Raw genomic sequence first — 12,329 nt, 5'->3', positions numbered from 1 at the left:
CTCAGCCCTTCTTCGGGAGGATCTCCTCGAGCTTCTTCGTCACCTCTTCCGACATCGGGTCGACCCTCGTCCCGAAGCGGGCGACGACCTTTCCGGTCGGGTCGACGAGGAACTTGTTGAAGTTCCACGTGATGTCCCCGGAAAACCCGGGCAGGGTGGTGAGGTACTTGTAGAGGGGATGCATGCCGTCCCCCTTGACCGAGATCTTCGCGAACAGCGGGAAGGTCGTCTTGTAGTTCGCCGTGCAGAAGGCCCGGATCTCCTCGTTCGTCCCCGGCTCCTGACCCATGAAGTCGTTGGCGGGGAAGGCGAGGACCTCGAAGCCGCGGTCCTTGTACTTCTGGTAGAGCTGCTCCATCGGGGCGTACTGCTTCGTGTAGCCGCACTTGCTCGCGGTGTTGACGACGAGGAGGGCCTTCCCCTTGTAGTCGGCGAGCTTCTTCGGGGAGCCGTCGTTCAGGTCGAGCGAAAAGGCGTGGACACCGGCGTCCGCGGCCGAGGCCGTCGTCGCGATCCCGAGGACGGCCGCGACCGCCACGTTCTGCCAGAGCTTCATCGTTCCAGACCTCCGGTCGTAACTACGCCTTCCGACCGGGCGCGGATGTCAGCGCTTCGGGTCGACGGGCGGCAGGATGACGGTGCGTTCCCCCTCCCGTCCCGGAATCGTCTGCAGGGGCGCCGTCACGGACGTGGCCTCGCCGACGGGCGGACGGATCGGAGGGGGCGCCGGGATGACGTTCACGGGAGGCGGAGGCGGTGCAACGGAGGGCGCGGCAGGCGGGTGGGTCTCCGCGGCGCGATGGGCCGTCACGGGAGCGTACGGGGCGGGCGGCGTGACGGGGACCGTCAGCGGCGAGGCCTGGCGGTCGGGGACCGGTATCGGCTGCGATCCGGACGTCTCGAGGCGTTTTCCGCTCCGCATCAGGCGCAGGGTCTTGAAACGGTCCTCGTCGACGAGGCCGTTCATCGGGTACTCCTGGCGCGAAGCCAGGATCTCGACGGCGTCGAGAGGGGTGATGCCGAGCTCCTGCGCGGCGTCGCCGATCCATTTCACGGCCATGGCTGCCTCCGGTCAGAAGCGGCGGCCCTGGCCGCCGCGGGAAAAGACCGCCGAAGCGATCTCGGGCTCGAGGAAGACGCCGGTCAGCTCGCAGGGGACCCCGGCGGCGGCGGCCGCCTTCTCGAGACCCGCCTTGACCGCGAGGAAGAGGTCCAGGGCGGCTTCGTCGGGAGCGCGCGAACCGGCAGGCTGCTCGTAGATGACGACCCCCTCTTCCCGCCGCGGCCGGGGGACGCCCGGGCCGATCTTCTCGACGACGGCCGCGTAGGAGCCGTAGAGCAGGAGGGCCGCGAGGTCGTGCGCGCCGGACGGCTCGGCCTCGTCGGGAAGGCCGACCGCGACGACGGCCGCGGGCTCCCCCTCCTCGAGGGCGGAGTAGACGACGGTCGCCTTGAAGACCCCGTCGGGCGCCGGCGGTGGCGCGACGAGCGGGCCGATCCGGCCCATCAGGTCCTGCCGTTCCTTCATCAGGGCCTTGCGCGCCGCGTCGGGGATCGGTGTGCCGGTGTCCTTGAGGAACGCCTCGATCTGGAAGAAGTTGTCCATCATCCGGCCGGTGTCGGCCTCGGCGAGGAGCCGGGCCCGCTCGGTCTCGAAGGCCGAGCGGAGGTGGCGGAAGTCCTCGGCGATCCGGTGGCCGTCGGCGCGGTCGTATTCGAGGCTCGACCGCACGGCTTCGATCTTCCGCTCGTGCGACTCGCGATCGTGGTCCTCCCTGCGGGACTCGATCTCGAGGAGCTCCTCCTCGGTCCGGGCGACGTCCTCCGCGAGGCGGCGCAGCCCTTCCTCGATCATCGCCACCTCGTCGCGCTTGCGCTTGGCCTCCGCTCCGATCTCGTCGATCTGGAGCCTGCGCGACTGTGCCTCGACCCGGAGCGCCGCCAGGGCGCCTCGCCGGTCGGCTTCGATCCTGAGGAAATCCTTCAGGAGACCCATCGTCTCGCTCCTCGACTCCTGCGCTGTGGGGCTGGGGTCGCGGGCGAGTCTATAACGGGATCGAGGCCCCGCCGGCCCGGCGCGAACCCTTCGCGCGCGTAGACGGTCGGGGTACTCGCCTACACTCGTGACGAGAGGACCGCGCCATGGACGAGAAGCCCGATGCCGAGGCCGAGAAGATCGCCCGGAAAGTCGCGAAGATCGGGGTTGCGGTCGCGCGCAGGCACGTCTTCCTCTGCGCCGACCGGGAGAACCCGAAGTGCGCGGACGGGGACAGGGCTCTCGAGGCATGGACACACCTCAAGGACGGCCTGAAGAAGCGGGGGCTTTCGGAGGAGGGCGGCGTTCTCCGGACCCGGGTCGGTTGCCTGAGGATCTGCGAGGGGGGGCCGATCGCCGTCGTGTACCCCGAAGGGATCTGGTACCGCGCCTGCGACCCTCCCGTCCTCGACCGGATCATGGACGAGCACCTCCTCGGCGGTCGCCCCGTCGAGGAGTACGTCATCGCGCGTCGCCGGCTGCCGGACGAACCAGTCTGACGCCAGCGGGCGAGCCTTCCCGATCCGCTGGTCCGTAGTGGAGGGGAGGCGCCCGTGGCGCCGCGGGGAGGCTCGTGGCGAGCCTCCCCGATCCACTTCTATCCCGGCGAGTGGACGGCCACGGGGCCGACGGGAGGGCCCTCGAGCGCCCTCGCTTCCACGACGAGGAGCTCGGAAAGCCGGGCGGCCGTCGCTTCCTTTCCCGCGTGCCGCTCGGCCAGGCCCAGGTAGGCCGGTCCGTGCCGCTCCTCGGCGACCGCCAGCTCCGCGTAGAGCTTCGCGAGGCGCGGCTCGGCGGAGAGGTGCGGCACGAGGAGGAGAAAGCGTTCGTGGCTCCGCGCCTCGACGAGGGCCCCGCAGAGGAGGAGGTCGAGCCCCTGTTCCGGCTCGCGACCCGAGCGGCACGCCGCACGCAGGGCCGAAACGTAGGGGTTCGAGCGGCGGGTGTGCGATCGGGCGCCGAGACGCCGCGCCTCCTTCGTCGCCTTGCGGAAGTGGCGCAGCTCCTCGGCGGCGAGGGCCGAGAGCCGGTCGACCAGAGCCGGATTGCCCGGGTAGCGGCCGACGAGGGCGAGGGCGAAGACGGCGGCCTGCAGCTCGCAGACGGCGTGGTCGGCGACGAGCTCGGGAAGGCGCGAGACGGCGCGCTCGGCCCAGGACGGGGGAGTCCTCGTGAGGAGCTCGATCACGTCTCGATCTTCGCAGGAGCGGGGCGCGAGGCCTCGCGGGCCCCTCGCATCCAGGCCGCGGCCGCGCCGAGGAGCGCCGTCCGGGCGAACAGGCGAAGCAGGACGACGGCCTGCTGGCCGAGGACGAGGAGCGCCAGCAGGCGCGCGTCGCCGCCGCTCCACGACGGAGCGAACAGGAGCCAGAGCGTGAGCGGGAGCAGCGCGGTGACGCCGAAGGACGCCTCGAGGAGGAGCGCCTTGACGGGGCGGCCCAGAACGAAACCGAGCCCCGACGCGAGGGCGAGGAAGGGATTCGCGGTCTTCGCCAGGCCGAGCGCGGCGCGCGACTGGGCGACGACGGCGCGAACGGCGCCCGCGGCGACGAGAAACGCGAAGAGGCGCAGGAGGGAGAGGCCCGTCCGCTCCCAGTCCCACCGCAGTTCGGGGGAGAGCGTCGCTTCGCGCGGGATCTCGATGAAGAGGAGGAACGCGCCGAGGATCGCCGTGAAACCGAGGGCGCCGATGAGGAAGGACGGGAGGCCGAGGCGGACGACGTCGGTCAGGAACGCCCCGAGGCTGCCGCGGTCCCGCTCGGCGGCGAAACGCCCGGCGAAGCCGCCAGCCAGGAGCGCCGAGAGGGCGGCGTGGAGGAGGCCGGCCGCGAGGAGGCCGGCGAGCGGGCCGGAGAGGCGTGGGGCCTCGGCCAGGGGAAGAGTCCCCTGCTCGAGCGCGTCCAGGCGCGCGCGGTCGCCGAGGAGGCCGGGCTCGGAGCGCAGGAGGTGCGCCCCGAGGACGACGTCCCAGCCTTTCGCCAGCTCCTGCCCTGCCGGCCGGCTGTCGAGCAGGTCGTGCAGGCGCGAAGCGAGCGGGGCGGTGACGACGATGGCGAGGGCGGCGTTCAGGGCGAGGGCCAGAAGCAGGGCCTTCCACGTCGTGGCGGCCGCCACGAGGCCACGCACCCAGAGGAACGGGAGTGCGTTGCCCTTCACCGGGTGACCCCCGGCAGGACCGCCACGAGGGCGAAGAGCTCGAGGAGGTTCTGCGCGAGGAACCGGAGGCGGTGACCCCAGGCCCGGGCGGCCGTCGGGTCGGGCTCGGTTCGCAGGCCGTCGTTCAGGCGGTTCACGTCGAGGAGGCAGGCGCGGCGCGGGTCGACGACGGCCGAAACGAGCCGCGGGCCCGTGATCCGCCACCGCATCCACTCGGCGCGACCGTCCCAGCGGCGCGTGACCGTCTGCCCTCCCTCGAAGCGCATCTCCACCTCGACGGGCCACGCGATCTCCCCGAGGCGCTGGACGACGACCGTCGACTCGAAGGACCGGGCCGCCTCCGACGGGGCGCGGTACGCCCGCCGGGGCCCCTCGCCGAGGTACCCGGCGGCAGGCGCGGCCCGCCGGGTGGAGGCCCGGGTGACGGCATAGTCCACCGCGCCCGCCGAGGCCCAGCCGCGTTCGACGAGGTCGCGCGCCTCGGAACCCGCCACCTCGCCGAGGACGCCGAGGAAGTCGCTCGTCGTCGGGTGGCGGAAGGCGTAGCGGCGTGCGTACTCCCGGACGGCCGCGAAGACGGGCTGCTCCCCGCTCGTCCGCGCCGCCGACTCGAGGAGGAGCGCCGTGCGGGAGTAGGCGTTCGTCCTGACGGCGGCGCCGTCGAGAGCGCGCCACGTCTCCCGGAGCGTCGGATCGGAGCGCGAGAACGCGGCCTGGTCGAGCGCGTCCTGCGACTCCCCCTCGGGGAGAGGCCTTTTCAGCGAGCGCAGGGGAATCGGGATGCCGAACGCCTCCACGACGGGGCTCGGAGTCCCGAAGATCCTCGTCGCGGCCCTCGCGGAGATCCAGGTCGCGAGTCCCTCGTCCAGGTGCGCCTCGCTCGTCTCGTCGGACGCGAGCATCCCGTGGAACCACTGGTGCGCGAGCTCGTGCAGCGTCACCGCGCCCGGCTCGCCTCCCGACGCGGGGGAGAGCCACGCCGTCGCGCCGGTGAAGAGCGTCGGGTACTCCATCGCCTCCGCGCCGGAGCCGGCCGGAGGGTCGACGATCGTGAGAGCCGGGTACGGGTAGGGCGTCAGCCACGTTCCGAAGAGGGCGAGACCCTCGCGGGCGGCGCGAAGGTAGCGCTCCCTCGAGCGCCGGTGGTCCGGCTGGAGGAAGAGAAGGACGTCGACCGTCGGGAGCCCCTTCGGGGCGACGGTTTCCTTCCTCACCTCGAAGCGGGGGGAGAACGCGAAGGCGAAGTCGTGGACGTCCTCGGCGTGGGCACGGACGCGGATGCGCTCCGCGGATTCCTCCGTCTCCTCGACGACGCGTCCGGTCACCGCCACTTTTCCCTTCACTTCGGCAGGCAGGAGAAGCGCGACGTCGTAGGTGCCGAAGTCGGCGAAGAACTCCGTCGCCCAGCGGAAGGGCCTCCCGCGCCAGCCGGCGTTCGTGGCCTTGGCGAGCTTCGGGAACCACTGCCCTGCGAACACGAAGTCGTCCTTCCAGCCGGTGCGCAGGACGCCGCGCGGCAGACGCGACTCGAAGTCGACCTCGAGGACGAGCACTGCGCCGGGACTCACCGGCCGCGGGAGCGGGATGCGGGCCAGCGTCCGGTCGTCGGCGTTGTCGTTCGCGGGAGTCTCGAAGGAGATCTGGCGCGTCAGGTCGGTCCCGTCGGGAAGGGCGACGCGCTTGAGCTCGCAGAAACCGAAGTCCGCGGAGCCCGACGGCGGGGGAAGGCCGCGCCAGAGCGTGGACCGCGTGTTGCGGAAGCCGTTCAGGTAGAGGTGGAGAACGACGTCGGGAAGCTCACGGGACGTCCGGTTGACGAAGGTGACCGTCTCCCGGCCGGCGAGCGTCTTCTGCTCCGCGTCCCAGGCCGCCTCGATCCGGTAGGAGGCGACGGGGGGCACCCTCGAAGCGCCGAGCGCGGGGAGGGAAGCCATGAAAAGGGCCGCGAGGCCGAGGATCGCCTGTCTCCGCTGCACGGCGGCGATGCTAGGCGGGCCCGTCCTCTTGGGAAGGGGCCCGCCCTCGCCCCCCTACAATCCGGCTGTGACGCTTCCCGAGAACGCGGACGCCGCGGCCCTTCGCGCCGCCGTGCTGCGCGACGAGCTCCGCCGGCACGAGCACCTCTACTACGCCCTGGCGCGACCCGAGGTCAGCGACGCCGAGTACGACGCCCTCTCCCGGGAGCTCCTCGCGATCGAGGAAGCGTATCCGGAGGTCGTCACCCCCGACTCGCCGTCGCGGCGCGTCGGAGGCGCCCCCGTCGACGACCTCCCGAACGTGCGGCACGAGGTGCCGCTCCTCTCGCTCGAGAACGCATACGACGAGACGGAGCTCGACGCGTGGCTGACGCGGGTGAGCGACCGGCTCGACGGGAGGCTCCCCGAGGTCGTCTGCGAGCTGAAGATCGACGGCCTCTCGGTTTCCCTCGTCTACGAGGACGGCGTGCTCGTGCGAGGCGCCACGCGCGGCGACGGGACGACGGGCGAGGACGTGACGCCGAACGTGAGGACGATCCGCGTCCTCCCGCTCCGGCTGCCTCCGGGCGCGCCGCGCCTCCTCGAGGCGCGGGGCGAGGTCTACCTCGGCAAGTCCGCGTTCCGCGCGCTGAACGCCGCGCGGGAGGAGGCGGGCGATCCCCTCTTCGCAAACCCGCGAAACGCCGCGGCCGGCTCGCTTCGCCTCCTCGACTCGAGGGAGACGGCGCGGCGGAAGTTGTCCGTCTACCTCTACTCCGTCGCCCGCTGGGAAGGGCAAGGCGCTCCGACGACGCAGGCCGAGGCGCTCGGGGCGCTCGTCCGTCTCGGTCTCCCGGTGAGCCCGCACCGCGCCGTGGCGCGGAGCGCGGAGGAGGTCAAGGCCTTCCTCGCCGAGTGGCGCGAGAAGCGGCACACCCTCGACCTCGAGACCGACGGCGCCGTCCTCAAGGTGAGCCCCGTCGAAGACCAGCAGCGGCTCGGGGCGACGGCGAAGTTCCCGCGCTGGGCCCTCGCCTACAAGTTCCCGGCCGAGGAGGCGACGACGCGCGTGACGGCGATCGTCGTCCAGGTGGGGCGCACGGGCGTCCTGACGCCCGTCGCCGAGTTCGAGCCGGTCCTCCTCGCCGGGACGACCGTCCGCCGCGCCACGCTCCACAACTACGAAGACCTCTCGCGCAAGGACGTCCGCGTGGGTGACACGGTCGCCGTCGAGAAGGCGGGGGACGTCATCCCGAAGGTGACGCGCGTGCTGCTCGAGGCGCGTCCGGCCGGCGCCGTCCCGTTCGCGATGCCGGCGGCCTGTCCCGAGTGCGGGGAGGCGGTCGTCCGCGAGGAGGGCGAGGTCGCCGTCCGCTGCGTGAGCGCTTCCTGCCCGGCGCAATTGAAAGAGGCGATCGGCCACTACGTCGCCCGGCGGGCGATGGACGTGGAAGGGCTCGGCGACGAGCGGATCGACCAGCTCCTCGCCGCGGGGCTCATCTCCGATGTCGCCGGCCTCTACGGTCTGCGGGTCGAGGATCTCGCCGCCCTGGAACGCTGGGGCGAAAAGTCGGCCGGCAACGTCCTCTCCGAGATCGAGAAGTCGAAAGCGGCGGGCCTGGCGCGGCTCCTCTTCGGGCTCGGGATCCGGCACGTCGGCGAAAAGACGGGGAAAGTCCTCGCCCGGCAATTCGGGACGATGGAGGCCCTGCGGGGCGCGACCGAGGACGACCTGACGGGAGTCTCCGAGATCGGCCCCGAAACCGCGAGATCCGTTCTCGACTGGCTCGGCAGGCCCGCCAACGTCCTGCTCCTGTCGAAACTCGAGGCGGCCGGCGTCCGTATGAACGAACTGGAGGGGGCGCCCGCCCCCGGAGGGCCGCTGGCCGGGAAGACGTTCGTCCTGACGGGGACGCTCCCGAGGCGGACGCGAGAAGAAGCGGCGGCAGCGATCGAGAGAGCCGGAGGCAAGGTGAGCGGAAGCGTTTCGAAGAAGACGGCCGCGGTCGTGGCCGGAGAAGACGCGGGTTCCAAGCTGACGAAGGCGCAGGCCCTCGGCGTTCCCGTCTGGTCGGAGGCCGACCTCGACGCGGCGCTCGGGGGGATCGCGTGAGCGCGGCTCCCCCGCGGGAGCCGCTCGTCCTCGTCGTCGACGACGACGCGGGGAGCCGCAAGGCGATGGCCCTCACGCTGGCGACCGACGGGCGCCGCGTGGAGGAGTTCGGCGACGCCGACTCGGCCCTCTCCCGGGCGATCGACGACCCGTCCGTCGGCCTCGTCGTGACCGACCTGAAGATGCCGGGCAAGACCGGGATCGAGCTCGCGACGGAGCTCGCGGCGGCGCGCCCGGACGTCTCGGTCCTCCTCGTGACGGCCTTCGGCGACATCGAGACGCTCCTGAAGGCGAAAGACCTCGGCACGGTCGACTACGTCGCCAAGCCCGTCGCCCGCGACGACCTGCGCCTGCGGGCCTCGGCCGCGCTCGGGCGGGCGCGGCAGGCCGGGGAGATCAAGCAGCTGCGCGAGCGGCTCGACAAGCGCTACGGCTTCGAGGCGATCATCGGCGTCTCGTCGGCGATGGAGAGGGTCTTCGACGTCCTCCGGAAGGTGGCGCCGACGAAGATGAACGTCCTGATCACCGGCGAGTCGGGGACGGGCAAGGAGCTCGTCGCCAACGCCCTCCACCACAACTCGCCCCGCCGGCCGCGCGCCTTCGTCGCGCTCAACTGCGGCGCGATCCCGAGGGAGATCATCGAGTCGGAGCTCTTCGGGCACGAGAAGGGCGCCTTCACCGGTGCGCTCGTGAAGCGGATGGGGCGGATCGAGCAGGCCCACGGCGGCACGCTCTTTCTCGACGAGGTCTCCGAGATGCCGCCCGACCTGCAGGTGAAGTTCCTGCGCGTCCTCGAGGAGCGGCGCGTGACGCCGGTGGGCGGGAACGACTCGAAGGAGTCCGACTTCCGCCTCGTCTCCGCCACGAACCGCGACCTGAAGAAGGAGATCGAGGTCGGGCGCTTCCGCCAGGACCTCTACTACCGGCTCAAGGGGGTCGTCGTCGACCTGCCCCCCCTGCGGGACCGGCGCGAGGACCTGGCCCTCCTGGCCGAGCGGTTCCGGGAGGTCTTCGCGAGGGAGCACGACCGCCCCGTCACCGGCTTCACGCCCGCGGCGCTGTCGGCCCTCATGTCCTACTCCTGGCCCGGGAACGTCCGGGAGATGAAGAGCGCCATCGAGTGGGCGGTCTTCAGCGCGGCCGGGCCGCGCATCGACGTCGTCGACCTGCCGCCCGACGTGAAGGGGGACGCGGAGGACGGCGCGGAAGGGGAGGGGGTCCGGCCGGAAGGACCCCGGTACGTGCCGCCCTCGGCGATCCTCATCGGCAAGACGATGGCGGAGATCGAGAAAGAGGCCATCCTCACGGCGCTCCAGGCATCGGGAGGCAACCGCCGGAAGGCGGCCGAGCGCCTCGACATAGGCCTTCGGACGCTCCAGAGAAAGCTCAAGGAGTACCGGGGCGGGGTCGGAGGCGACGAGGGAGAGGACGAGGCCGACGACGAAGGGCCGGACTCCTCCGGCTAGAATCCTCCCGCAAGCACAGCCTCAGGAGGAGCCGCATGGACATTCCGGCGAAGATCTACATCACCTGCGCGAGCGCGGAGCTGAAGAAGCAGCCCGGGACGCTGATCGCCGTCTCCCCTCACGGCTTCTACGAGGTCCACGTCCAGTACGGCTCGAACACGCACGTGATGCTGCTCCCCGTCGGGGAGACGTCGATGCTCTACGCGGAGCCGGTCCTGATGCATCCCCCGGGTTTCGAGCTCGAGAGGTAAGGCCTCAGCGCTCCTCGTCCTCCGGGCCGCGCTCGCGCGGCTCGGGGACGCGGTCGAAATCGTCGGCGGCCGAGCCCTTCACGAAGTGCTCCGCGGCCTTCAGGACGCGACGGCGGGCCTGGTCGAGGAAGTACGCCTGGGAGTCGATCGCGGGCTCGCCGCGCCCCGGATGACACCTCTCGTAGGTCCCGTCCGCCCGGAGCGCCCGGGCCCTCACGTTGTCGGCCATCAGGACGTCGAACGCGTCGGAGAGGCTCCGTCCCAGCTCGGGCTCGACGATCGGGAACGAGGCCTCGACGCGCCGGAAGAAGTTGCGCGGCATCCAGTCGGCCGAGGACGCCCAGACTTCCGGCTCGCCGCCGTTCTCGAGGAGGAAGAAGCGGCTGTGCTCGAGGAATCGTCCGACGATCGAGCGCACCCGGATCGTTTCCGACACGCCCGGGAGCCCGGGCACGAGACAGCAGACGCCACGGACGATCAGGTCGATCGGCACCCCGGCCTGCGAAGCCTCGTAGAGCGCCTCGATCGTCCCGCGGTCGACGAGGGCGTTCAGCTTGGCCCGGATGCGTGCGGGCCGCCCCGCGCGGGCGTGCGCCGTCTCGCGGGCGATCCACTCCCGCACGGTCCGGTGCATGTCGCGGGGGGCGGTGACGAGCCGGTTGTAGCTCGTCCGGGTGGCCAGGCCCGTGAGCGTGTTGAAGAGGCGCGTGGCGTCCTCGCCGAACTCGGGCCGGCAGGTGAGGAGGCCGAGGTCGGTGTACACCTTCGCCGTCGCCGGGTTGTAGTTGCCCGTGCCGAGGTGGACGTAGCGGCGGATCTCGTCTTTCTCGCGCCTCACGACGAGCGCGATCTTCGCGTGCGTCTTCAGGCCGACGACGCCGTAGACCACGTGGATGCCGGCGCGCTCGAGCGCCTTGGCCCAGACGATGTTGTTCTCCTCGTCGAAGCGGGCCTTCAGCTCGACGAGGACGGCCACCTGCTTGCCGTTCTCGGCGGCGCGGATGAGGGCGGGGATGACGGGCGAGTCTGAGCTCGTCCGGTAGAGCGTCATCTTGATGGCCAGGGTCTTCGGGTCCTCGGCGGCCTCTTCGATCAGCTCGACGACGGGGCCGAACGAGTCGTACGGGTGGTGCAGGAGGACGTCCCCCAGCCGGATCGCCTGGAAGATCGACCCGTCGGGAGACGCGAGCGGCACCGGGAGAGCGGGGGTGAACGGGGGGTCCTTCAGGTCGCGCCGGTCCAGCTTCACGAGGGCCATCAGGTCGGACGCGCCGAGCATTCCGGCCACCTCGTAGATGTCGAAGTCGGACACCTCGAGCTGCCGCATCAGGAGCTTGCGCATCCGCTTCGGCGTCTTCGGCGTCACCTCGACGCGGACGACGGCCCCGAACCGCCGCCTCCGCACTTCCTGCTCGATCGTGGCGAGGAGGTCGGAGGCCTCGTCCTCCTGGATCTCGATGTCGGCGTCTCGCGTGATCCGGAAGAGGTACGAAGCGAGGATCTCGAGGCCGGGGAAGAGCTCGTCGAGGTTCGCCTGGACGAGGTCCTCGAGGAGGAGGAACTCCGCCCGCGCGGCCTTGACCTTCTTCTTGCCCTCGACGATCACGCGCAGCGAGAGGAGCCGCGGGATCGCCGGGGGCATCTTCACGCGGGCGAACTTGACCTCGCCCGTCTCGGGGTTCTTCGTCTCGATGGCGAGGTTCAGCGAGAGGTTCGAGAGGAACGGGAAGGGGTGGCCGGGGTCGACCGCGAGCGGCGTGAGGACGGGGAGGACGTTCCTGCGGAAATAGCCGCGGGCGGCCTCCTTCCGCTCGTCGTCGAGCTCCTCCCAGGAGAGGACCGAGATGCCCGCCGCCGCGAGCCGCGGGAGGAGGTCCTCGTGGAGGCAGGCGGTCTGCTCGGCCTCCATCGCCAGGACCCCTTTCCTCACGAGCATCACCTGCTCCCGCGCCGTGAGCCCGTCGTCCGACCTCTCGGAGAGGTCGGCGGAGAGCTGGTCGCGGAGGGCCGAGACGCGGATCATGAAGAACTCGTCGAGGTTGCTCTCCGAGATGCAGAGGAACTTCAGCCGTTCGAGGAGAGGCCACCGCTCGTCGCGCGCCTCCTCGAGGACCCGCTGGTTGAAGTCGAGCCAGGAGAGCTCGCGGTTCAGGAGCGGCGTGAGCGGGGTGGCGGAAGGACTGGCGTCGTTCTCCGGGACCGCCGGAGCGTCGTCTCCCTCGGGCGGCGCCGGGGAGTCGTCGACCTGGGCGGACGGCACGAGCAGGAGCGGATCGGGCTCGACGAGGACGTCGGCGTTTCGCTTGCGACGGGGGCGCTGCTCGTGGCGGATCACGTGTGTCGCTCCTTCGC

Annotated in this window: 11 protein-coding genes; 4 read left to right on the top strand and 7 right to left on the bottom strand. The window is 71.4% G+C overall.

Going from position 1 to position 12,329, the window contains the following annotated elements:
- Position 1: 1 nt before the first annotated feature.
- From IPN03_21430 to IPN03_21420, 3 genes are read right to left on the bottom strand one after another with little or no spacing between them, the layout of a single operon-like run.
- Complete coding sequence (locus tag IPN03_21430) at positions 2 to 556, bottom strand: glutathione peroxidase (GenBank protein ID MBK9376213.1); 555 nt, start codon at positions 554 to 556, stop codon at positions 2 to 4.
- Positions 557 to 604: 48 nt separating this feature from the next.
- Positions 605 to 1,060 (bottom strand): hypothetical protein, encoded by a 456-nt coding sequence (locus IPN03_21425; protein ID MBK9376212.1) that lies wholly within the window; start codon positions 1,058 to 1,060, stop codon positions 605 to 607.
- A 12-nt stretch (positions 1,061 to 1,072) separates the two neighbouring features.
- A complete protein-coding gene (locus IPN03_21420; protein ID MBK9376211.1) occupies positions 1,073 to 1,996 on the bottom strand; it encodes a hypothetical protein in 924 nt (307 codons plus the stop codon).
- Between the two features lie 146 nt (positions 1,997 to 2,142).
- Between IPN03_21420 and IPN03_21415 the strand changes: the two genes are divergently transcribed.
- Positions 2,143 to 2,535, top strand: a complete 393-nt coding sequence (locus IPN03_21415; GenBank protein MBK9376210.1) for a (2Fe-2S) ferredoxin domain-containing protein — start codon at positions 2,143 to 2,145, stop codon at positions 2,533 to 2,535.
- Between the two features lie 98 nt (positions 2,536 to 2,633).
- Here the strand turns inward: IPN03_21415 and IPN03_21410 are convergent, their stop codons facing one another.
- The 3 genes from IPN03_21410 to IPN03_21400 are packed head-to-tail and all read right to left on the bottom strand — an operon-like array spanning position 2,634 to position 6,168.
- A complete protein-coding gene (locus IPN03_21410) occupies positions 2,634 to 3,224 on the bottom strand; it encodes a tRNA-(ms[2]io[6]A)-hydroxylase (protein MBK9376209.1) in 591 nt (196 codons plus the stop codon).
- Positions 3,221 to 4,192 carry a hypothetical protein gene (locus tag IPN03_21405; protein MBK9376208.1) on the bottom strand — a complete coding sequence of 324 codons (972 nt, stop codon included), beginning with the start codon at positions 4,190 to 4,192 and terminating at the stop codon, positions 3,221 to 3,223. The genes IPN03_21410 and IPN03_21405 overlap by 4 nt, the downstream gene beginning before the upstream one ends.
- Entirely contained in the window at positions 4,189 to 6,168 is a 1,980-nt protein-coding gene (locus tag IPN03_21400; protein ID MBK9376207.1) for a M1 family metallopeptidase, read from the bottom strand. The genes IPN03_21405 and IPN03_21400 overlap by 4 nt, the downstream gene beginning before the upstream one ends.
- Positions 6,169 to 6,175: 7 nt before the next feature.
- Here IPN03_21400 and ligA point away from each other — a divergent pair, with 7 nt between their 5' ends.
- From ligA to IPN03_21385, 3 genes are read left to right on the top strand one after another with little or no spacing between them, the layout of a single operon-like run.
- Entirely contained in the window at positions 6,176 to 8,260 is a 2,085-nt protein-coding gene (gene ligA, locus IPN03_21395; GenBank protein MBK9376206.1) for an NAD-dependent DNA ligase LigA, read from the top strand.
- On the top strand, positions 8,257 to 9,726 hold the full coding sequence (locus tag IPN03_21390; GenBank protein MBK9376205.1) for a sigma-54-dependent Fis family transcriptional regulator: 1,470 nt from the start codon (positions 8,257 to 8,259) through the stop codon (positions 9,724 to 9,726). The genes ligA and IPN03_21390 overlap by 4 nt, the downstream gene beginning before the upstream one ends.
- 35 nt (positions 9,727 to 9,761) lie before the next feature.
- Complete coding sequence (locus IPN03_21385) at positions 9,762 to 9,977, top strand: hypothetical protein (GenBank protein MBK9376204.1); 216 nt, start codon at positions 9,762 to 9,764, stop codon at positions 9,975 to 9,977.
- Between the two features lie 4 nt (positions 9,978 to 9,981).
- Here the strand turns inward: IPN03_21385 and ppk1 are convergent, their stop codons facing one another.
- Complete coding sequence (gene ppk1 / locus IPN03_21380; GenBank protein ID MBK9376203.1) at positions 9,982 to 12,237, bottom strand: polyphosphate kinase 1; 2,256 nt, start codon at positions 12,235 to 12,237, stop codon at positions 9,982 to 9,984.
- Positions 12,238 to 12,329: the final 92 nt, after the last annotated feature.

Source organism: Holophagales bacterium (genome assembly GCA_016719485.1).
Taxonomy (GTDB): domain Bacteria; phylum Acidobacteriota; class Thermoanaerobaculia; order UBA5066; family UBA5066; genus UBA5066.
The sequence above is the reverse complement of the archived record's forward strand: the minus strand, read 5'-3'. Positions and strand labels throughout refer to the sequence as shown.